This is a genomic window from Streptomyces sp. NPDC050147 (genome assembly GCF_040660195.1).
Lineage (GTDB): Bacteria > Actinomycetota > Actinomycetes > Streptomycetales > Streptomycetaceae > Streptomyces.
The window spans coordinates 90,100-111,881 of sequence record NZ_JBFALJ010000020.1 but is presented as its reverse complement, the minus strand read 5'-3'; the positions used below and the strand labels follow the sequence as shown (position 1 = coordinate 111,881).

16 protein-coding genes are annotated in these 21,782 nt (G+C 69.8%); 3 read left to right on the top strand and 13 right to left on the bottom strand.

Features of this window, described 5'->3' with window-relative positions; genetic code table 11:
• From frc to AB0I94_RS27710, 3 genes are all read left to right on the top strand, one after another.
• On the top strand, positions 1-1,233 hold the full coding sequence (gene frc, locus AB0I94_RS27720) for a formyl-CoA transferase (RefSeq protein ID WP_363312405.1): 1,233 nt from the start codon (positions 1-3) through the stop codon (positions 1,231-1,233).
• Positions 1,234-1,236: 3 nt separating this feature from the next.
• Positions 1,237-3,399, top strand: a complete 2,163-nt coding sequence (locus tag AB0I94_RS27715; protein WP_363312404.1) for an acetate--CoA ligase family protein — start codon at positions 1,237-1,239, stop codon at positions 3,397-3,399.
• 125 nt (positions 3,400-3,524) lie between these two features.
• Positions 3,525-4,913 (top strand): OFA family MFS transporter, encoded by a 1,389-nt coding sequence (locus AB0I94_RS27710; RefSeq protein WP_363312403.1) that lies wholly within the window; start codon positions 3,525-3,527, stop codon positions 4,911-4,913.
• 86 nt (positions 4,914-4,999) lie between these two features.
• Here the strand turns inward: AB0I94_RS27710 and AB0I94_RS27705 are convergent, their stop codons facing one another.
• From AB0I94_RS27705 to AB0I94_RS27645, 13 genes are all read right to left on the bottom strand, one after another.
• A complete protein-coding gene (locus AB0I94_RS27705) occupies positions 5,000-6,154 on the bottom strand; it encodes a sugar phosphate isomerase/epimerase family protein (protein ID WP_363312402.1) in 1,155 nt (384 codons plus the stop codon).
• Between the two features lie 122 nt (positions 6,155-6,276).
• Positions 6,277-7,653, bottom strand: a complete 1,377-nt coding sequence (locus AB0I94_RS27700; RefSeq protein ID WP_363312401.1) for a nucleotide pyrophosphatase/phosphodiesterase family protein — start codon at positions 7,651-7,653, stop codon at positions 6,277-6,279.
• Positions 7,650-8,819: a metabolite traffic protein EboE gene (eboE, locus tag AB0I94_RS27695; RefSeq protein ID WP_363312400.1), complete on the bottom strand. Its 1,170-nt coding sequence runs from the start codon at positions 8,817-8,819 to the stop codon at positions 7,650-7,652. The genes AB0I94_RS27700 and eboE overlap by 4 nt, the downstream gene beginning before the upstream one ends.
• A 3-nt stretch (positions 8,820-8,822) precedes the next feature.
• Positions 8,823-9,671 (bottom strand): TatD family hydrolase, encoded by an 849-nt coding sequence (locus AB0I94_RS27690; protein ID WP_363312399.1) that lies wholly within the window; start codon positions 9,669-9,671, stop codon positions 8,823-8,825.
• Positions 9,671-10,354 carry an EboA domain-containing protein gene (locus AB0I94_RS27685; protein WP_363312398.1) on the bottom strand — a complete coding sequence of 228 codons (684 nt, stop codon included), beginning with the start codon at positions 10,352-10,354 and terminating at the stop codon, positions 9,671-9,673. The genes AB0I94_RS27690 and AB0I94_RS27685 overlap by 1 nt, the downstream gene beginning before the upstream one ends.
• On the bottom strand, positions 10,351-11,274 hold the full coding sequence (locus AB0I94_RS27680; RefSeq protein ID WP_363312466.1) for a sugar phosphate isomerase/epimerase family protein: 924 nt from the start codon (positions 11,272-11,274) through the stop codon (positions 10,351-10,353). Before AB0I94_RS27680 ends, AB0I94_RS27685 begins: the two co-directional genes overlap by 4 nt.
• Before the next feature lie 275 nt (positions 11,275-11,549).
• Positions 11,550-13,028 carry a UbiA family prenyltransferase gene (locus tag AB0I94_RS27675; protein ID WP_363312397.1) on the bottom strand — a complete coding sequence of 493 codons (1,479 nt, stop codon included), beginning with the start codon at positions 13,026-13,028 and terminating at the stop codon, positions 11,550-11,552.
• Positions 13,025-14,194, bottom strand: coding sequence for an inositol-3-phosphate synthase (locus AB0I94_RS27670; RefSeq protein WP_363312396.1), 1,170 nt, complete (start codon positions 14,192-14,194; stop codon positions 13,025-13,027). Before AB0I94_RS27670 ends, AB0I94_RS27675 begins: the two co-directional genes overlap by 4 nt.
• Before the next feature lie 102 nt (positions 14,195-14,296).
• A complete protein-coding gene (locus AB0I94_RS27665; protein WP_363312395.1) occupies positions 14,297-15,658 on the bottom strand; it encodes a ThuA domain-containing protein in 1,362 nt (453 codons plus the stop codon).
• A gap of 13 nt (positions 15,659-15,671) precedes the next feature.
• Complete coding sequence (locus tag AB0I94_RS27660) at positions 15,672-18,179, bottom strand: PQQ-dependent sugar dehydrogenase (protein WP_363312394.1); 2,508 nt, start codon at positions 18,177-18,179, stop codon at positions 15,672-15,674.
• Positions 18,180-18,396: 217 nt separating this feature from the next.
• Positions 18,397-19,398, bottom strand: a complete 1,002-nt coding sequence (locus tag AB0I94_RS27655) for a sugar phosphate isomerase/epimerase family protein (protein WP_363312393.1) — start codon at positions 19,396-19,398, stop codon at positions 18,397-18,399.
• A gap of 12 nt (positions 19,399-19,410) precedes the next feature.
• Positions 19,411-20,628, bottom strand: a complete 1,218-nt coding sequence (locus tag AB0I94_RS27650) for a Gfo/Idh/MocA family oxidoreductase (RefSeq protein ID WP_363312392.1) — start codon at positions 20,626-20,628, stop codon at positions 19,411-19,413.
• A gap of 48 nt (positions 20,629-20,676) precedes the next feature.
• Positions 20,677-21,735 (bottom strand): substrate-binding domain-containing protein, encoded by a 1,059-nt coding sequence (locus tag AB0I94_RS27645; protein ID WP_363312391.1) that lies wholly within the window; start codon positions 21,733-21,735, stop codon positions 20,677-20,679.
• Positions 21,736-21,782: the final 47 nt, after the last annotated feature.

Here is a 21,782-nt window from a genome sequence, read left to right as displayed (position 1 = left end):
ATGACGACCAAGGCTCTTGAGGGCGTACGCGTCCTCGACATGACACACGTCCAGTCCGGGCCCTCCGCCACTCAGCTCCTCGCGTGGCTCGGCGCGGACGTGGTGAAGCTGGAGGCGCCCTCCGGAGACATCACACGCAAGCAACTGCGTGATCTCCCGGACGTCGACTCGCTCTACTTCACGATGCTCAACTGCAACAAGCGGAGCATCACCCTCAACACCAAGACCGAGCGTGGCAAGGAGCTCCTCACGGAGCTGATCCGGCGCTCCGACGTGATGGTCGAGAACTTCGGTCCTGGCGCCGTGGACCGGATGGGCTTCACCTGGGAGCGCATCCAGGAGATCAACCCACGGATCGTCTACGCCTCGATCAAGGGCTTCGGAGACGGCCCCTACACCAACTTCAAGGCCTACGAAGTGGTCGCACAGGCCATGGGCGGCTCCATGTCGACCACCGGCTTCGAGGACGGTCCACCACTGGCCACCGGCGCCCAGATCGGCGACTCCGGAACCGGCATCCACGCCGTCGCCGGCATTCTCGCCGCCCTCTACCAGAGGGAGAACACCGGTCGCGGGCAGCGCGTGAACGTGGCCATGCAGCACGCCGTGCTCAACCTGTGCCGGGTCAAGCTGCGCGACCAGCAGCGCCTGGCACACGGGCCGCTCGCCGAGTACCCGAACGAGGACTTCGGGGACGAGGTGCCACGCTCCGGCAACGCGAGCGGCGGCGGACAGCCCGGCTGGGCGGTCAAGTGCGCGCCCGGGGGGCCGAACGACTACGTGTACGTCATCGTGCAGCCCGTCGGCTGGCAGCCGCTCACCGAGCTCATCGGGCGTCCCGAGCTCGCGGACGACCCCGAGTGGGCCACTCCGGAGTCGCGGCTTCCCAAGCTCGGCAAGATGTTCCAGCTGATCGAGGAGTGGTCCTCGACGCTCCCCAAGTGGGAAGTCCTTGAGCGCCTGAACGCCCACAACGTTCCGTGCGGGCCGATCCTCTCCACCAAGGAGATCATCGAGGATGCCTCGCTCGCCGCGAACGAGATGGTCGTCGAGGTCTCGCATCCGCAGCGCGGCTCCTTCACCACGGTCGGCTCCCCGCTGAAGCTGTCGGACTCCCCCGTCGACGTGGTCAGTTCGCCGCTTCTGGGCGAGCACAACGCGGAGGTCTTCGTCGGTGAGCTCGGCCTCGGCGACGAGGAACTGCGCCTGCTCAAGTCGAACGGAGTGATCTGATTGATGGCCGAAGACCGCGCACAGGCCGAGGACCGCGCACAGACGGTGCGGGCGCTCCTCGACACCGTGCGGGCCGAGGGACGGACCTCGCTGACGGCGCCGGAGGGCAAGATCCTCGCGGACGCGTACGGGATCGCCGTACCGGGCGAGGAGCTGGCGACGGACGTGGAGGAGGCGGTCGCGCACGCGGCCCGCTTCGAAGGGCCCGTCGTCATGAAGATCGTCTCCCCGGACATCCTGCACAAGACCGATGCGGGCGGGGTCATCGTCGGAGTGGAGGGCGCCACCGACGTACGGGCCGCCTTCTGCGAAATCGTCGAGAACGCGCGTGCGTACGCGCCGAAGGCCCGCATCGAGGGCGTGCAGGTGCAGGAGTTGCTGCCCTCCGGCCTGGAAGTGATCGTCGGGGCGGTGACCGACCCGACGTTCGGGAAGGTGGTCGCCTTCGGGCTCGGCGGCGTGCTCGTCGAGGTCCTCAAGGACGTCACGTTCCGGCTCGCGCCGGTCGACGCCGACGAGGCCGCCTCGATGCTCGACTCCATCCGCGCCGCCGAGATCCTGCGCGGTGTGCGGGGAGCGCCCGCGGTGGACCGGCGGGCCCTCGCCGAGCAGATACGCCGGGTGTCCCGACTGGTCACCGAGTTCCCGGAGATCGCCGAGGTGGACCTCAACCCGGTGATCGCCACTCCGGAGGGTGCCATCGCCGCGGACATCCGCGTCATCCTCTCCGAGGGGGCCACGAAACAGCGCCGTACCTACACGCGCGAGGAGATGCTCACGTCGATGCGGCGGCTGATGGAGCCCCGCTCCGTCGCCGTGATCGGCGCGTCCAACGAACAGGGCAAGATCGGCAACTCGGTGATGCGCAACCTCATCGACGGCGGCTTCTCCGGCGAGATTCATCCGGTGAACCCCAAGGCCGATGACATCTTGGGCCGCAAGGCGTACAAGAGTGTCACGGACGTTCCCGGTGAGGTGGATGTGGCGGTCTTCGCGATCCCCGCAAAGTTCGTGGCGTCGGCCTTGGAGGAGGTGGGCCGCAAGGGCGTCCCCAACGCGGTCCTGATCCCCTCGGGGTTCGCCGAGACCGGCGAAGTGGCCCTCCAGGACGAGATCGTGGAGATCGGCGAGCGGCACGGGGTGCGGCTGCTCGGCCCGAACATCTACGGCTACTACTCGACGTGGCAAAACCTGTGCGCCACGTTCTGCACGCCGTACGACGTCAAGGGCGGGGTCGCCCTGACGAGTCAGTCCGGTGGCATCGGGATGGCCATCCTCGGCTTCGCGCGCACTACGAAGACGGGCGTTTCGGCCATCGTCGGACTCGGCAACAAGTCCGACCTGGACGAGGACGATCTCCTCACGTGGTTCGGCGAGGACCCCAACACCAAGTGCATCGCCATGCACTTGGAGGATCTCAAGGACGGCCGCGCCTTCGTGGAGGCCGCGCGGGCGACCGTTCCGAAGAAGCCGGTCGTGGTCCTGAAGGCCGGGCGTACGGCCGCCGGGGCGAAGGCCGCCGGATCGCACACGGGCGCCCTGGCGGGCGACGACGCCGTGTACGACGACATCCTCAGGCAGGCTGGCGTCATCAGGGCTCCTGGCCTCAACGAAATGCTGGAGTACGCGCGCGCATTGCCCGTGCTTCCCACCCCGCAGGGCGACAACATCGTGATCATCACGGGTGCCGGCGGCTCCGGGGTGCTGCTCTCCGACGCGGTGACCGACAACGGGCTGCGGCTGATGGAGATCCCCGACGACCTGGACGCGTCCTTCCGGACCTTCATCCCGCCCTTCGGGGCGGCGGGAAACCCCATCGACATCACCGGGGGCGAGCCTCCGTCGACGTACGAGGCGACGATCAGGCTCGGCATGGAGGACCCGCGCATTCACGCGCTCGTCCTGGGCTACTGGCACACCATCGTCACCCCTCCCATGGTCTTCGCCGAACTGACGGCTCGCGTGATCGCGGAGTTCCGTGAGCGCGGCATCGAGAAGCCCGTCGTGGCATCCCTGGCGGGCGACGTCGAGGTGGAGGAGGCCTGCCAGTACCTCTTCGAGCGGGGCGTCGTGGCCTATCCGTACACCACGGAGAAGCCGGTCGCCGCGCTCGGCGCGAAGTACCGGTGGGCCCGAGCGGCCGGTCTGTTGGGGGGCGGTCGATGAGGTGACCGGTGTTGGGGCCGGGCGGCGGTGCGCGCCGGCCGGCCCCGGGACCCGTGCGCACACGAAAGGAATTGGACAGGGGGCGCTGGCCAGGATCTTTTCGACGCGAGGGGTGCTGAACCAAGATGACGACAACTGACATACCCACAGCCGTCCCGTACAGGGAGGTGACGGACGCCAACGGCCGGATGTACCGGGTCGGCGAGACCGACATCGACATCATGGGTCGTAAACGCAAGTGGATGGTCATCCTGCCGTGGATCGGCATGATGGGCATCAGCTCGGCCGAGTACGCATTCGCCTCTGCCGAGGACACCCTGCACACCGCGCATGCCTGGGGTGACACCCACATCTTCTGGATGCTGGGGGTCTGGGTCTTCTTCCAGGCCGCAGTGGCCTTCCCGGCGGGAAAACTGCGTGAGAGCGGGAAGCTTCCGGCCCGCTGGGCGATGATGTGCGGTGCGGTGGGCACACTGCTGGGCTATGTGTCACTGGCGTTCGCGCCACATGTCATAGTCGCCTATATCGGCTTCGGCATGTTCAGCGGTATGGGCGCAGGCATGGTGTACGCGACCTGCGTGAACATGGTCGGAAAGTGGTATCCCGAACGCAAGGGGGGAAAGACCGGATTCGTCAACGGCGGATTCGCCTACGGCTCGGTGCCGTTCGTGTTCATCTTCACCGGCTACATGGACCTGACGAACTTCCGCTGGGTACTCGTGAGCGTCGGCATCTTCCTGGCGGCGATGGTCGCCGTGGCGGGTTACTTCTTCCAGGACCCGCCGAAGAACTGGTGGCCGGCCGACGTGGACCCGCTGCGACCGCCGACCGACCCGCGGGCCAGGCGCGCGATGACGATGAACCCGCCCGCCGTGCGGCAGTACACGCCCAGGGAGGCGTGGCAGACCGGCCGGGTCTCGTTGATGTGGTTCTGCCTGCTGTGTACGTCGGGCGTGAACATCTTCGGCATCGCGTTCCAGGTGGACATCGGAAAGGAAGCCGGATTCGCCGGTGGAATCGTCGCCACGGCCATGTCCTTGAAGGCCATCGTCAACGGCACGGGACGAGGCGTCATCGGCTGGCTCTCGGACCTCTACGGACGCAAACGCTGCCTGATCTTCGTCTGTATCGTCCTCGGCCTTTCGCAGTACGGCATCCTGTGGTCCGCGAACATCGAGAACCTCCCGCTGTTCCTCGTCTTCTCCAGCATCTCCGGCTTCGGAGGCGGCGCCATCTTCCCGATGTTCGCGGCGATGACGGCGGACTACTTCGGTGAGAACAACAACGCCTCCAACTACGGCCTCGTCTACAGCTCCAAGCTGGTGTCCGGGCTGCTCGGCTCCGGAATGGGCGCCGTGGTGGTGAGCAACTGGGGCCACACCGGAGCATTCACCTTGGCCGGGTCCATATCCCTGTTCGCGGGGTTCATCGCACTGTTCCTCACCCAACCGGGAAGGCCCAAGGACAAAGGCATCAAACCCAATCCGCAACCCCTCGGTGAGGAGATGGCCTGACTGCCTGACCCCCGACCTCAATCAGCTCTCGCCGCGCGGAAGTCGCGCGGCGAGAGCTGTTTGTGCGGGCGCTCAGGCGTTTCTCGTCAGCGCTTCTTGCGGAGAGCCGCCAGGTTGTCGTAGCCGATCTTCGCGAGCTTCAGGGACTGACCGGGATCGGTGCCGCTGGGCGCGTTGTCCTGCTCGACCATGGGGTTGTGGTAGTTCTTCTCGCCGACACGGCTGAAGAAGGTGCGGTAGTCGATGACGCCTTCGCCGAAGGCCACCATGTCGTAGCCCTGACCGCTCGTGTCGTTGCGGGTGCCGTCCTTGGCGTGGAACAGCGGGTAGCGCTTGTTGTTGCGGCTGACGAGCGCTGCCGGGTCGAAGACCTTCTTGCGCTGGGAGCCGTCGTGCGCGGTGTACGTGTGGAACTTGTACTGCGCGACGTGCGCCCAGTAGATGTCCATCTCCAGCCAGACGGACCTCGGATCAGTGGCCTTGAGGAAGTACTCCAGCCTGCGGATGCCGGAGCTGCGGGTCGGACGGCCCTGTGCGTCGAGCGGACCGCCGTCGAGCAGGAAGCCGTACGCGGCGTCGTGATTGTGGGTGTAGAGCTTGATGCCGGCCTTGCGCGCTATGTCGCCCATGGCGTTCCACTTGTCGGCGGCGACGTCCCAATCGGCCTTGTACGAGCTGTTGGTGGGGTCTCCACCGGTGCCCATGTGGTCCATGCCGAGGATGTTGGCGATCTCCAGGTGCTTCTTGAACGTGTCGAGGTCGGGCTGCGAGAGCGGCCATGACCCCGGGATGAAGCCGTGGTTGCCCTGGGCGCGCAAGCCGTACTCGTCGAGCCAGGAGCGCAGCAGCTTGGCGCCCGCGACGGACTCCAGGGTGGCACCGCCGGGGGCGTTGGCATGCTGGCCGTAGCCGGCGAACTCGACCTGCTTGTACCCGTAGCGGGCCAGCTCCTTGAACACCTCGCGGAATCCCGAGGGCAGGGTGGTGGCGAGCGGGTCGCGGCCGGTCGCGTCACGCACCGTGTAGAGGATGATGCCGCGCTTCTTCGCGGGCACCAGTTCGCGGCCGTGGCCGTGGCCGCGCTCTGTCTGCGACTGGGCGAAGGACGGTGCCGCGCCGAACACGGGCGCGGCGATCCCGCCCGCGGCGACGGCGGTGCACGTGCTGAGGAAACGGCGGCGGTTGAGGCCGAGACGCTGTCTGAGGGCCTCGTCGGCGGGAGTGTCGTGGAAGTCGGTCACGGGTGCCTCTCTTGGGCTCTTCGACGTGCGGGCGGATGCGTGCCACTGGCGCGTTGTCAGTGACGCATGCTTCACTCTCTGTAACGGCTCCTGATCGGGCTGGTGGTGGGGCGAGGTGTGTCTCAGCCCAGTCCGGCCAGGTCCAGGAGGAGGGATTTCACGGCGGTGGCCGCGATCCTGTCGGGAAGCGCATGGGGGGTGGAGCTGATGATGAGCGGACCGTCGTCGTCGCTCGTGGGAAGGCGGCCGTGGCTGCCTCGAATAGGTGACGGGTCGAGGGGCACGACCGCCATGCGATAGCGCATGCCGAGCTTCTTGCGGGCCAGCGCGGACGCGGCCTTGACGCGGACGTAGGGGTCCTCGGGATCCATGAAGAGCTCGACGGGGTCGTAGCCGGGTTTGCGGTGGATCTCGACGAGCTGCGCGAAGTCGGGCGCGCGGTCGTCGTCGAGCCAGTAGTAGTACGTGAACCAGGCGTCCGGCTCCGCGACGGCGACGAGTTCGCCGGAGCGCGGGTGGTCCAGGTGGTTGGCCTTCTTGCCCTCGTCGTCGAGGAGTTGCTCGATCCCGGGCAGGTCGGCGAGTGCCTGGCGGGTGGCCTCCAGGTCCTCGGGCCTGCGGACGTAGATGTGGGCGATCTGGTGGTCCACGACGGCGAAGGCGCGCGAGGTCATCGGGTCGAGGTACTCCATGCCGTCCTGGGTGTGCACTTCGAGCAGTCCTGCACGGCGCAGGGCGCGGTTGATGTCGACGGGGCGGTCCACGCGGGTGATGCCGTACTCGGACAGGGCGACGACGGTGCGGCCCTCGGCCTTCGCCTCGTCGAGGAGGGGGGCGATGGTCGCGTCGAGTTCGGCGGCGGCCTGGTGGGAGCGCGGGTCGTCGGGGCCGAAGCGCTGCAGGTCGTAGTCGAGGTGCGGGAGGTAGCACAGGGCCAGGTCGGGGTGGCGGGTGCTGAGGATGTGGCGCGTGGCGTTCACGATCCAGCGGCTGGAGACGATGTCGGCGCCGGGGCCCCAGAAGTGAAACAGGGGGAACGTGCCGAATTTTTCGGTGAGTTCGTCGTGCAGGGCCGGGGGCCGGGTGTAGCAGTCGGGTTCCTTGCGGCCGTCGGCGTAGTAGACGGGGCGGGGGGTGATGGTGATGTCGGTGTCGGCGCCCATGGCGTACCACCAGCAGATATTGGCGACGGTGTAGCCGGGGTGGGCGCGGCGGGCGGCGTCCCACAGCTTGTCCCCGGCGACGAGGCCGTTGTGCTGCCGCCACAGGAGTACGTCGCCGAGTTCGCGGAAGTACCAGCCGTTGCCGACGATGCCGTGTTCGGCGGGGGTGGTGCCGGTGAGGAAGGTGGACTGGGCGGCACAGGTGACGGCGGGCAGGACCGTGCCGAGAGGGGCCCGGGAGCCGGACTGGCCCAGTGACTTGAGACGCGGCATGTGGTCGAGGAGACGGGGGGTGAGGCCGACGACGTCCAGGACGAGGAGGGGTGTGGGGCTCATGGGAGTTCCTTCAGGCCGAGGTCCGTCAGGAGATCGCGGGCGAGGGTGAGTTCGGCGGCGATGCCGTCGGCGAGCTGGGGGCGGGAGCGGGGGCGCAGTGCGGGCGGCAGCGCCTGCCAGGTGTAGGTCTCGACCTCGAGGTGGCGGGTGCGGGGGCCCGGCCCGCCGACCAGGTGGGCGAGGGTTTCCTTGAGTACGGGGAGTGTGGAGGTGAGGGGCGGCGCGGGGGCCGCGTGCAGGGGGACGTGGAAGTGGGCGCGCCAGGGCGCCGTCTCGGGCAGGGCGTCACCGGCGAGCGATTCGCCGAGGTCGTCGGTGCCGCGCAGTCCGGCTGCGGTGCGGGTGCGGGTCTGGTGCAGGAAGCGGGGTTCGTCGAAGGCGGCGAGGGCCTCGCGGACTCCGGGGAGATGAGGGTGTTCGGCATGCAGGGCGGCGGAGAGCTGGGATTTGACGACGGGGATGCCCGCGGCGGCGAGCGCGTCGAGCGCGGTCCGCGGGTCCTCGAAGGAGGTGGCGAGGTGACAGGTGTCGACGCAGACACCGATGCGGTCGTGGCCGATCGCGGTGAGGTGGGCGATCGCGTCGCCCGTGGTCTCCACGATGCAGCCCGGCTCCGGTTCGAGGCCGACGCGGATCGACTTGCCGGTCAGCTCGGCGAGCGCGTCCAGGCGTTGGGCGAGCGCGGTGAGTGCGGTTCGGGCGGCGTCGGCATGCGTGGTGTCGAAGGGGGTGCGCCAGGCGAGGGGCAGGGTGGAGATGGTGCCTTCGGTGACATCGTCCGGGAGGAGGGCGGCCAGCAGGCGGGCCAGGTCGGTCGTGTGGGAGAGGCGCTCGGGGTCGGTCCAGTCCGGCTTGTAGACGCGGTACTTGACCTCTTCCGCACCGAACCCCTCATAGGGGAAGCCGTTGAGGGTGACGACCTCAAGGCCGCGCCGGTCGAGTTCGGTGCGCAGGCCGCGCAGGGCCGCCGGGTCGGTGACCAGGGCGCGCGCGGCGTCCTTGGCCAGCCACAGACCGATCCCCAGACGGTCCCTGCCGAGCCGTTTGCGTACGGGTTCGCAGTGGTCGCGGAGTTGCGCGAGGACGCCGTCGAGGGTCTCGGCGGGGTGGACGTTGGTGCAGTACGCGAGGTGGACGACGCTGCCATCGGGATGCCGGAAGCGCATGTCTCACTCCCCGCCGCGGAGGATGGAGTTGCCCTCGTGGGTGCCTTCGGTGTCCGTGACGTCGAGCGCGAGGCGGCCGCTGAGCCCGTAGAAGGCGACCGGGTTGCGCCACAGCACCAGGTCGACGGCGTCCTCGGTGAACCCGGAGTCGAGCATGGCGTCGGCGACCTTGCGGGTCTTGAGAGGGTCGCTCTTGCCCCAGTCGGCGGCCGAGTTGACCAAGACCCGCTCGGGCCCGTGGTCGCGCAGGATGGCCACCATCCGGCCTTCGTCCATCTTGGTGTCGGGATAGACGGAGAAGCCGAGCCAGCAGCCGCTGTCCTTGGCCTCCTTGACCGTGGTCTCGTTGAGATGGTCGATGAGGACCCGTTCCAGGGGCAGCGCGGATTCCCGGACGACGTCGAGGGTGCGGCGCAGGCCGGCGAGCTTGTCGCGGTGCGGAGTGTGGACGAGCGCGGGCAGGTCATGGTCGGCGGCGAGCTGGAGCTGGGCGGTGAGCGCGGCGTCCTCGGCGGGGGTCATGGAGTCGTAGCCGATCTCACCGACGGCGACGACGTTGTCCTTGACGAGATACCGGGGCAGTTCGTCAAGGACGGGGGTGCAGCGGGGGTCGTTCGCCTCTTTGGGGTTGAGAGCGATGGTGCAGTGGTGCGCGATGCCGTACTGGGCCGCACGGAAGGGCTCCCAGCCGAGGAGCGAGTCGAAGTAGTCGAAGAAGGAGGCGGGTGAGGTGCGGGGCTGGCCCAGCCAGAACGCGGGCTCGACGACGGCGCGGACGCCTGCGGCGTACATGGCCTGGTAGTCGTCGGTGGTACGGGACGTCATGTGGATGTGGGGGTCGAAGATGCGCATCAGGACTCCTGCTCCTCGCCGGTGGAAGGGGTCGTGGGGGCCGGGGGCGCCACTGCGGCCGAGGGGGCCGTAGAGGCGGTCAGGGCCAGGACGCGGTGCAGATCGCTGGGGACGGTGCGACCTGCGGCGGTGCGTTCACCTGCGTAGTCGCCGAGCATGCGGCCGAGCTCGGCGTCGGCGGTGGCTCGGCGGTCCAGTTCGGCGACGGCTTCCACGGGGACGCCGGTGAACAGGCACTTGAGCACCGCGTGGCGCCAGTCGTGCGGCGGGAGGTGCCGGGCGGCGTACGGGCCGACGGCGGCGGCGACGAGCCGGGTGTCGTTGGTGCGCAGGGCGTCCTCGACCAGGGGCAGTGCCTCCGGGCCCCGGACCAGGTGGGGCAGTGCGTGCAGGACGGCGCGGCGCTCAGCCGCGGTGCCTTGTCCGTAGACGCGGGCGAGGGTGGCCGGGGTCGCTCCGGCCGCGTGCAGGAGCAGTACGCGGGCGGCGTCGGCGTGGTCCTGGCCGCAGCGTCGCCCGGCCTCTGCGAAGCGCAACTCCCAGACGGGGGTGGTGCTCTGTGCCGGTCGCCCGCGGTGGGCTGCGGCCTCGGCGGTGGCCTGGTCCAGCCAGGCGCGGGCGGCTCCGCCGAGAGTGGCTTCGAGGCGGGTGCGGAGGTCGTCGATGACGGGGGCTTCGGTCATGGGGTTCCTCCTCTGGCTGGGGCGGTACCGGCGGGGGTGCGGACCGCTTCAGCCGCCGCCCGGTGCAGGAACTCGATGGAGTGGGAGGCGAGTTGAGGGCCCGCGTGGGAGTGGCGGGGCAGTTCGACGACGGTGAGGCCTTGATAGCCGGTGGAGGCCAGGGCTTCGAGGACGGGCGGGAAGTCGATCTCGCCGTCTCCGAACGGGAGGTGCTCGTGGACGCCTCGGCGCATGTCCTCGATCTGGACGTGCCGTAGCCAGGGGGCGGCGGCGCGTACGCAGTCGGCGGGAGACTGCGGTTCGAGGCACTGGCAGTGGCCGATGTCGAGGGTGAGGCCCAGGGGCTCCGGATCGCCCAGTCGGTGACGGAGCCGGTGGAAGTCGGCGAGCGTGGAGAGGAGGTGGCCGGGCTCGGGTTCGATGGCCAGAGGCACGTCGGCGCCGAGCGCGGCGTCAAGGACGGGGCCGAGTGCCTCGGTGAGCCGTTGCCAGGCGGTGTCCTCGTCGGTGCCTTCTGGGGTGATGCCGCTGAAGCAGTGCACGGCATGGGCGCCGAGGTCGGCGGCGACCTGTACGGCCCGGATCAGCAGGCGGACACGGGCGGCGCGCGCGTCCGGGTCGGGGTCCAGGAGCGAGGGACCGTGCTTGCGGCGCGGGTCGAGTACATAGCGGGCGCCGGTCTCGATCGTCACCGTCAGGCCGAGGCGTGCCAGGCGGTGGGCCACGTGGCGGGTGCGGGCGGCGAGGTCGGGGGCGAGGGGGTCGAGGTGCATGTGGTCGAGGGTGAGTCCGACGCCCGCGTAGCCGAGGTCGGCGAGGAGGCCGAGGGCGTCGTCGAGCCGGAGGTCGGTGAGGCCGTTGGTGCCGTACCCGAAGCGGAAGGGGGAAGAAGCCTCCGCCCCGGCGGGGCTCGGGCTCAGGCCGCGTGCTGTTGACGGTGCGTGTGTCTGTGCCGGTATGTGTGCTGGTGCCTGCGCCTGTGCCCGTCCCGGTCCCTGTGCCGGTACGTGTGCCTGTGCCCGTCCCGGTGCCGGTGCCTGTGCCGGTGCCTGTGCCGGCCCCGGTCCCTGTGCCGGCCCCGGTCCCTGTGCCGGCCCCGGTCCCTGTGCCGGCCCCGGTCCCTGTGCCGGCCCCCGTGCCCGTCCCGGTCCCGGGCCCTGTGCCGCTGGCGTGCTCGTACGATCCGCCGTCTCTGTCATGTGACGCTCACCTTCCGGCCGAACTTGCGCGCCGCCGGGGCCAGCGCGGCGGTCAGGAGAGCTGGGACCAGGGCGCCCGCCCGGGCTGAGAGCGCGGCCTGGAGCGGGATCATGGCTCGGATGCCGCCGCCCACGGCCCGCTGGGTGAGCTGAGGTGACGGGTTGAGCGCGGCGTGGAGGAGGGGCCGCGCCGCGGTGGCCGCGTAGGTGACGGCGAGCGCGGCCTGGACGGCACCGCGAGCTCCGGCCCGCCAGTCCCTGCCGGACCGCCCCGAGGCGCTGCCGGTCAGCCCCGAGGCCGGGCCGGTCACGCCGCCGGTGCGCCAGGCTCGGCCCACCGCCTGCCCCACCGTGCGGCCCCGTGACGGCTCCCTCGGGGTGATGCCCGGCAGACCGCGAGTGGCTGCTCCGCCGCGGTTTGCCGAGAGTCGCGAGGTTCCGCCGCCGGCGCTCGTGCCGGTGTCGGCGGAACCACGGCCGCTCCTGGCGCCACCGCTCGGGGCCAGCAGTCGTGTGAGCGCGGCTGTCGCGGCGAGAGCGGCCAGGGGTATCGCCGTCGAGCCGCCCTGCGCCTCGCGGCGTGAGACCGCGGTCACCGCGAGGGTGTGGGCGCCAAGGACGAGGGCGGTGGGCACGGCAGCACGAAGAGCCGGGCCGGAACCCCGCAGGCCAGCCCTCGGCAGCTCCACCGACGACGCCTGCATCGCCCCCGCCGACGACCCCGGCATCACCCCCACCGACGACGCCTGCATCGCCCCCACCGACGACCCCGGCATCACCCCCACCGACGACGCCTGCATCGCCCCCGCCGACGACCCCGGCATCACCCCCACCGACGACCCCGGCATCACCCCCACCGACGACCCCGGCACCACCCCCACCGACGACGCCGTCATCGTCCTCGCCGACGACGCCTGCATCACCTCCACCGACGCCCCCGGCCTCGCCCCCACCAACGCCCCCGGCCTCGCCCCCACCGACAACCCCGAAGTAGCCGCCGCCCCCAGCAACACGTCGAGGGAGCGAGCCGCTGCCATGGCGGCCGGGCCTGCCGGAGTGTGTTTCAGGCCCAGGTCGTAGGCCCATACCGTGGCCGCCAAGGCGCCCGCCACCGTCAAAGCCGGGCGGCCCGCGGCGGCGGCGAGTGCGAGGCCCCCTGCCGTCAGAGCCACCGCCGCACCGAAGGCGACCGGTGGAGCGATGCGGCCGGACGGCAGCGGGCGGTGAGGGCGTTCGACCGCGTCCTCCTCCCGGTCCGCCCAGTCGTTGAGGGCCATGCCCGCTTCGTAGAGGGAGAGCGAGGCGGCGATGGCCAGGAGAGTACGGCGGTTGGGGGCAAGGCCTGTCGCCGCCGCACCGGCCAAGGCGTCGCCCGGGACGGTGAACAGGGCGGAGACGCGCAGCAGTTCGGCCCAGTCGCGGCCCGCCCCCACAGGAGTACCGCCGCCGGTGGTCTCAGGGCCGGCGCCCTTCACGCACTCACCCCCCGCAGCCGCGACGCGAAGCCCACGAGCGCCTCGTACTGCTCGGCCAGCGCCGATGAGGAACCGTCGTCCGGATCCTTGAAGTAGAAGCCCAGTTGGCCGAGGGGACCGGACAGGCCCCTCTCGTGGGCTCGGGCGGTCAAGCGCGCCAGGTCCAGGATCAGCGGCGCCGCCAGGGCCGAGTCGCAGCCCTGCCAGGTCGTCTGCAGGACCATCCGCGCGCCGAGGAAACCGTCGAACGCGATGTGGTCCCAGGCGGTCTTCCAGTCGCCGAGCGACGGGACGTCGTCGATGTGGACCTCGCCCTCCGGGGTGGAGCCCAACGTGTCGGCGAGCACCCGTTCCTTGCCCGCGTTCTTCGCCGCGGCCGCGGCCGGGTCCGCGAGGGCGGCGCCGTCACCGCCGCCCAGGAGGTTCGTGCCGGACCATGCGCGGACGGCCAGCGCACGCTGGGCGAACATCGGGCCGAGGACGGAGCGCAACAGCGTCTGGCCCGTCTTGCCGTCCCGGCCCGCGTAAGGCAGCCCGGACGAGGCCGCCACAGAAGCGAGCGCGGGGTGGTGCAGGCCCGCCGACGGGGTGAAGTTCACGTACGGGCAGCCCGCCCGCAGCGCCGCCGCCGCGTAGAGAGAGCTGGCGGGCAGCCTCTCCTCGCCCTCGGCCGGCACCGGTTCCGTCGACGCCACGTTCACCACGACCGCGCGGGCGAGCCCCCGGCGGCGTACGAAATCGCGGAGGTCGGCGGCGAAGGACTCGATCAGTTCGTCGTCCGTCCTGGTGTCGAGATCCCCGTGGCGCGGCCCGCCCATGCGGATCTCGGTGTCCGCCGCGGCCAGTTCGGCGCCGACCGCCGAGGGGACGCCGTACGGAAGCACGCCCCCGGCGGCGAGCTGCTCCGCCCGCTTGGGCAGCGGGCACTCCACCGTGTCGTGGCCGCCGAAGACGAGCGACGACAACGTTGGCAGACCACAGTCCGCGAACGGCGGGGTCTCGGTGATCATGCCGGTCGGCGGGTGCAGTCCGGCCGCCACGGCCGCGCACCCCGCGACAGCCGTCGTGGCGACCGAACCACGCGCCCCGATCAGCCACACCCCGGTCGGCCCGCCACCCGAGGACCCGGGTGAACCAGAAGAACCAGTAGAGGAAGAGTTGGACATGGCTGCCTCCTGTCGTACACGCGCCGAACGCGCGGGGGAGATGAGACGGCGGACGGAGATGAGACGGCGGGCGGAGGTCCGGCGTCCTCCGCCCGCCGCCGTCTAGCGGCCCACGCCGGACGTCGCGCGGGCCGGCAGGTCCTTCACCCGGATGTCGCGGAAGGAGACCTGGTCGTCGGCACCGTGGTTCTGGATGCCGATGTGACCGTTCTTCAGGCTCCTCGCCGGATCCGTGTTGGTGAAGTCGTTGATCTTCACTCCGTTGAGATAGATCCGAAGGCGTTCGCCCTCGACCCGGAGTTCGTACGTGTTCCACTCCCCCGACGGGTTCAGCGCCTTGTCGCGCTTCTTCAGGTCGGCGGACTTGAAGCCGTAGACGGAGCCCGTGGTCTTCTCCGGGACGTCGGTGGCGTCGATCTGGATCTCATAGCCGTTGTTCACGGCCGACCAGGGGTCGTCGGAGGCCGGAAAGCCCACGAAGATCCCGGAGTTGTCGTCGCCGTCCATGCGCCAGTCCAGCTTGAGGGAGTAGGAGCCGAGCTCCTTCGCCCCGTACCAGAGCATGCCCATGCCACCGACGGTCGTCAGGGTCCCGTCCTTCTCGTTCAGCTCGAAGGAACCGGGGCCCGCCTGCTTCCACGCCTCCAGGGACTTGGCCGTGCCGTCGAAGAGGGGCGTGTAGCCCTTCTCCGGGCGGCAGTCGGCCTGCACCGCGCCCGCCGCCCAGCGGATTCCGCCGAGCAGATGGGTGCGGAACGCGGGATCGGTGAACGACTCCTTGGTGTGGCCGCTGCCCGTGTAGAAGGAGCGGCCGCCCTGGTAATCCTGGCACCAGGCGATGGGATGGTCGCCGGACATCGAGCCGCCCGTGTAGGACGACTCGTCGAGCGAGGCGAGGACATGGGCGCGGTCCCGGGGATTGGAGCGGTAGTTGTACCACTCGTCGGTCCGGTCCCAGATCCCCGGCAGATGTGCCGTGGACGGGTGCCCGTGGTCCTCGACATGGACCTTCGCGGGCTGGATCGCGGGGTGCGACTGGAAGTACGCCCCCGCGAGTCCGCCGTAGAAGGGCCAGTCGTACTCGGTGTCGGCGGCGGCGTGCACGCCCACGTACCCGCCGCCCCTCTTGATGTAGCCCTCGAACGCGCTCTGCTGCTTGGCGTCGAGGACGTCGCCGGTCGTGGAGAGCCAGATCACGGCGTCGTACCGCGCGAGGTTCTTGGCCGTGAAGGCTTTGGCGTCCTCGGTGGCGTCGACGGCGAAGCCGTTCGCCGCGCCGAGCTCCTTGATGGCCGCGATGCCGTCGGGGATCGAGTCGTGACGGAAGCCCGCGGTCTTCGAGAAGACCAGGACCTTCTCACCCTCGTGCTTGCCGTCGGGCTCGGAGGCCGCGGGGCCCGATACGCAGCCGATGAGCAGAGCGGCCGCGGCTGACGCGGTGGCGATCCGTGCGGATGCGCGCATGGTGACCCCTTCCTCAGCGCGTGGTGAAGGTGAAGTCGTCGACCTCGTACAAGGCTCCGGAGCCCTTGCCCTTGAAGACCAGGTACAGCGTCGTCGTGTTCTTGGGCGCCTTGCTGATGGTGGTGCTCACATCCGCGTACGTCTCCCATCCACCGGTCGGGGCGACCTTGGCCTTGCCCAGGAGCTTGCCCTTGGCCGATCCGCTGCGGACCTCCAGCGTGCCGCCGGCACCGTCCGAGGCGACGCGTGCGGTCAGCTTGGTGGCGTTGGCCAGGATGTAGGGCTTGAAGGAGATCCAGTCGCCGTTGTTGATCTCGCCGACCGTCTTGCCGCCGTGCGCCGGGGTGTGGTTCACCACGGAGACACCCTTGGAGTCGTTGTAGTGCTCGCCCTGACGGTGCTTGGGCTGGACGACGTTCTGGTCGTGGGTGGTCAGCGCGGGCTGGCCGTTCGCGCCCTTGTCGGTGTACTCGGCGTCGAAGACCCCGAAGATGTTGGCGTTCGGGTCGTGCTCGCCGTCGGCGGACGTCTGGAGGGTGCCTTCGCAGCCGTTGGCCGAGGTGACCGGGTGGCCGTGGCTGTCATGGCCGAGGATGTGGGTGACCTTGACCTTCGAGCAGTCGATCGGACCGTCTTCCTTGTCGGTCACCTTCACCTTGAACGGCACCTTGTCGCCGAAGGTGAACAGCTGCCCGTCGCCGGGGAGTTCCAGGGTCACCTGGGGCGCGGTGTTGCCGACGGTGATGTGCGCGCTGGCCGAGCCGGTGCGCCCGGTGGAGTCCTTGACGGTCACGGTCGCGGTGTAGACGCCGTTCTTCTTGTACGTGTACGAGGGGTTCTGCTGGGTCGACTTGCCGCCGTCACCGAAGTCCCACGCATAGGTCAGCGTGCCGCCGTCGGCATCCGTGGCCTTCGCGGTGAACCTGGTCTTGAGCGGGGCCTGGCCGCTGGTCACGGAGGCGCTCGCCTCGACGACCGGGGAGTGGCCGTCCGTGGCGTTCTCGATGCGGAAGAGACCGGAGTTCTCGTCGCCGCCGAACCAGGCGGTGCCGTAGTCGAGGACGTACAGCGCGCCGTCGGGGCCGAACTCCATGTCCATGATCTGCGTGCCTGTCCACGGGAACGGGTTGATGGACTGGACCGTTCCGTCCGCGCCGTGCTCGATGCGCTTGATCCAGCGCCGTCCGAACTCTCCGGCGAAGAAGTCGCCGTCGTACGCCTCCGGGAACTTCACCGGGGAGGTGTTCGCCGCGTCATAGCGGTAGACGGGGCCTGCCATCGGGGACTCGGAGCCGGAGCCGAACTCGGGGACGGAGCCGCCGTCGTACGGAATCCAGGCTTCCTGCGCGGCCGGCAGCTCGGTCAGGCCGGTGTTGTACCGGGAATCGTTCTTCGGCGCGGCGCAGTCGAAGGCGGCGCCCGAGGTCTGCGTGGCGAAGTCGTAGTCGATGTACGCGTCGTTCTTGCCGGTGCAGTACGGCCAGCCGAAGTTGCCCGGCTTGGTCACGCGGGCGAACTCGACCTGTCCTGCGGGGCCGCGCTTGGGGTCGGCGGCACCCGCGTCGGGGCCGTAGTCGCCGACGTAGACCGTGCCGGTGGGCTTGTCGACGCTCATGCGGAAGGGGTTGCGGAAGCCCATCGCGTAGATCTCGGGACGGGTCTTGTCGGTGCCCGGCGCGAAGAGGTTGCCGTCCGGGACGGTGTACGAGCCGTCGTCGGCGACCTTGATGCGCAGGATCTTGCCGCGCAGGTCGTTGGTGTTGCCGGCGCCGCGGCGGGCGTCGAAGGCGGGGTTGCGGTCCGCGCGCTCGTCGATGGGCGTGAAGCCGTCCGAGGCGAAGGGGTTGGAGTCGTCACCCGTCGACAGGTAGAGGTTGCCGTCCTTGTCGAAGTCGATGTCGCCGCCGACGTGGCAGCAGATGCCGCGGCTCGCGGGGACGTCGAGGACCTTCTTCTCGCTGGCGTTGTCGAGGGTGCCGTCGGTCTTCAGGATGAAGCGGGAGAGGCGGTTGACGCCGTCGAACTTCTTGAAGTCCTCGGCCGTGCCGGTCTCCGGGGCGTCGCCCGCCGGGGTGTCGAGCGGGGGCGCGTAGTAGAGGTAGATCGCGCGGTTCTCGCTGAACTTCGGGTCGAGGCCGACGCCTTGGAGGCCCTCTTCGTCGTGCGTGTAGACCGGTATCTTGCCCGCGATCTTGGTGTTGCCCGCGGCGTCCGTGAGGCGCAGCGTTCCGTCGCGGGAGGTGTGCAGGACCGAGCGGTCGGGCAGGACGGCGAGGGTCATGGGCTCGCCCGTCTCGGGCTCGCCCTTGGCGAGGGTGACTTGCTGGAAGTCTTCGGCCACCGGGGCCGCCGCGGTCTTGGCGGCCTGCTCCTGGGCGGCGCGGACGGCCTCCGGGTCGGCGGCGTTCGCGGTGGGAGCGGTGAGGCTGAGGGTGGCACCGGCCAGCAGTGTGCCGGTGAAGAGCGCGAGGGTTTTGCGGAGGCTGCGGGTGTTACGGAGTCTGAGGCGTTTCCTGTGCACGGGGTTCCTCCGGAAGGGGGACGGTCGTACGCGGGTGTGGTGCTAGGAGGCGCTGGGCGCCGGGGTGCGCCGTCACCCCGGGAAAGGTTCATGTCCTGTACACATCAGCGACGGTAGCCACGTTTGTCTTGGACGGAAAGCCCTTGCACAGCAATGAAGTTCGGCTTTTTCCTTGCCCAGGACAAAGTGGCTCCGTGCGACTGCCGCTCGTTGCGACTCAGTTCCCGCCGAACGCCGCGTCGAACGACGCCGTCGGCGGCTCGAAGTCGAACGCCTTCAGGTGCTTCAGCGCCTCGGGCGCCCCCTGGAGGCGGTCCATTCCGGCGTCCTCCCACTCGACCGAGATCGGGCCCTCGTACGCGATCGAGCGCAGCATCCGGAACACGTCCTCCCAGGGAACGTCCCCGTGGCCCGCCGAGACGAAGTCCCAGCCGCGGCGCGGATCGCCCCACGGGAGGTGCGAGCCCAGGCGGCCGTTGCGGCCGTCCAGGCGACGCCTGGCCTCCTTGCAGTCGACGTGGTAGATGCGGTCCCGGAAGTCGTAGAGGAATCCGACCGGGTCCAGGTCCTGCCACACGAAGTGCGACGGGTCGAAGTTCAGGCCGAAGGCGGTGCGGTGGCCGACCGCCTCCAGGGCGCGGTGCGTCGTCCAGTAGTCGTAGGCGATCTCCGAGGGATGCACCTCGTGGGCGAAGCGCACGCCCTGTACGTCGAAGACGTCGAGGATCGGGTTCCAGCGCTCGGCGAAGTCGTCGTAGCCCCGCTCGATCATCGATTCCGGCGCGGGCGGGAACATCGCCACCAGATGCCAGATCGCCGATCCCGTGAAGCCGACGACCGTGTCGACGCCGAAGGCGGCCGCCGCGCGTGCCGTGTCCTCCATCTCGCGGGCGGCCCGCTGCCGTACTCCTTCCGCGTCGCCGTCGCCCCAGATGCGGGCGGGCAGGATCGCCTGATGCCGCTCGTCGATGATCGCGTCACAGACGGCCTGGCCGACCAGGTGGTTGGAGACGGCCCAGCACTTGAGGCCGTACTTGTCCAGGAGCTGACGGCGCGAGTCCAGGTAGGAACTGTCGCTCAGCGCCTTGTCGACCTCGAAGTGGTCTCCCCAGCAGGCGAGTTCGAGACCGTCGTAGCCGAAGTCGCGGGCCAGGCGGCAGACCTCCTCCAGCGGCAGGTCGGCCCACTGGCCGGTGAAGAGCGTGAAGTCGCGGGGCATGAAGAGGCCTCCTCAGACCGTGACGGGGGTGGAAGCTACGGGGGTGTAGACCGAGTTCTTCGCCGCGCTCTCCTCCACCGCGGCGAGCACCCGCTGCACCGAGAGGCCGGCGGCGAAGGACGGTTCGGGCTGGTCACCCGTGGCGACGGCGTGCAGCAGGTCGCGGGCCTGGTGCACGAACGTGTGCTCGTAGCCGAGGCCGTGCCCCGGCGGCCACCAGGCCTCCAGGTACGGATGGGCGGGCTCGGTCACCAGGATGCGACGGAAGCCGGACGACGCGGCGGGCTCCGTGTGATCGTGGAAGGAGAGCTCGTTCAGGCGCTCCAGGTCGAAGGCCAACGACCCTTCGGAGCCGTTCAGTTCGAGCTTCAGGGCGTTCTTGCGGCCCGCCGCGAAGCGGGTCGCCTCGAAGGAGGCGAGGGCGCCCGACGGGAAGCGGCCGGTGAAGACCGCCGCGTCGTCCACCGTCACCTGGCCCCTCGCCGTGCCTCCTTCCGCCGTGAGCCCGCTCGACGCCCCGTCGAGCAGCGGGCGCTCCCGTACGAAGGTCTCCGTCAGCGCCGAGACGCCCGCCACCGGCTCCCCCACCAGATACTGCGCGAGGTCCACGATGTGCGCGCCCAGGTCGCCGAGCGCGCCCGAACCCGCGCGGTCCTTGCGCAGCCGCCAGGTGAGCGGGAAGCCGGGGTCGACCAGCCAGTCCTGGAGGTACGTGAGCCGGACGTGCCGCAGCGTGCCGAGCCGCCCCTCGGCGACCATCTGCCGGGCGAGCGCGAGAGCCGGGACCCGGCGATAGTTGAACCCGACCATCGCCACCTGCCCCCGGGCACGGGCCCGCTCGGCGGCTTCGACCATCGCCTCGGCCTCCTCGACGGTGTTCGCGAGGGGCTTCTCGCACAGCACGTGCTTGCCCGCGTCGAGCGCGGCGATGGCGATCTCCGCATGGCTGTCGCCAGGAGTGCAGATGTCGATGAGATCGATGTCGTCACGGGCCACGAGAGCGCGCCAGTCGGTCTCCGCCGCCGCCCACCCGAGGCGGTCCGCCGCGGCGCGCACGGCGACGGCGTCGCGTCCGCAGACCGCCGAGAGGACCGGCTGCACCGGCAGGTCGAAGACGCGTCCGACGGTGCGCCAGCCCTGGGAGTGGGCGGCGCCCATGAAGGCGTATCCGACCATGCCCACCCCCAACAGCCGCTTACCCGTCCCGGCCTCGTGTTCCGTCTCACGCATGCGGTACTCCTCCTCGTAAACGCTCGGTGGGGGGTGCGGACGCGCGCATCACTTGAAGCCGGTGGACATGTACGTGCTGATGTTCTCCTTGTCGACCACGGCCGAGTAGAGCGTGATGAAGGCCGGGATCTCGAACTCCGCCATCCCGCTGACGCCCTTGCTCTGGCCCAGTGCGCGGGCCAGGTCGATGGCCGAGGCGGCCATCGACGGCGGGTAGAGGACGGTGGCCTTGAGCACGCTGTTGTCGGACTCGATGGCCTGGAAGGCGGAGAGCGCGCCCGCGCCGCCGACCATCAGGAAGTCGTCGCGGCCCGCCTGCTTGATGGCACGCAGGGCGCCCACGCCCTGGTCGTCGTCGTGGTTCCACAGGGCGTCGAAGTTCTTCTGGGCCTGGAGGAGTTGGGACATCTTCTGCTGTCCCGACTCGACGGTGAACTCGGCGGCCTGCCGGGCCACCTTCTCGATGTTCGAGTAGTTCTTCAGGGCGTCGTCGAAGCCCTTCGAGCGCTGCTTGGTCAGTTCGAGGTTGTCGAGACCGGCGAGTTCGACGACCTTGGCGTTCTTCTTGTCCTTGAGCTTCTCGCCGATGTAGTGGCCGGCGCTGAGGCCCATGCCGTAGTTGTCGCCGCCGATCCAGCAGCGGTAGGCCTGCGGCGAGGCGAAGACCCGGTCGAGGTTGACGACGGGTATGCCTGCCCGCATGGCCTTCAGGCCGACCTGGGTGAGCGCCTTGCCGTCGGCCGGCAGGATCACCAGGACGTCGACCTTCTTGTTGATCAGCGTCTCGACCTGGCCGATCTGGGCGGCGGTGTCGTTCGAGCCCTCGGTGGACTCAAGCGTCACGTCCGAGTACTTCTTCGCCCGCTCCTCGGCGTTGTCGTTGATCGCGTTGAGCCAGCCGTGGTCGGCCTGCGGGCCCGCGAAGCCGATGGTGACCTTCTTGCCGGGCTTGTCGTCGGCGACCGGCTGATCCTTGCTGTCCGAGGCGCCATCGTCGGAGGACTTGGGCTCGTTGCTGGTGCACCCCGTGATGAGGGCACCGGTCGACAGGGCGGCGGCTCCGAAGAGCAGTCCTCTGCGGCTCGCGAATGGGGATGTCTCTGGCATGGCGGTGAACCCTTCGGGTCTGCGGGTCAGGGATCGGGGATCAGCGG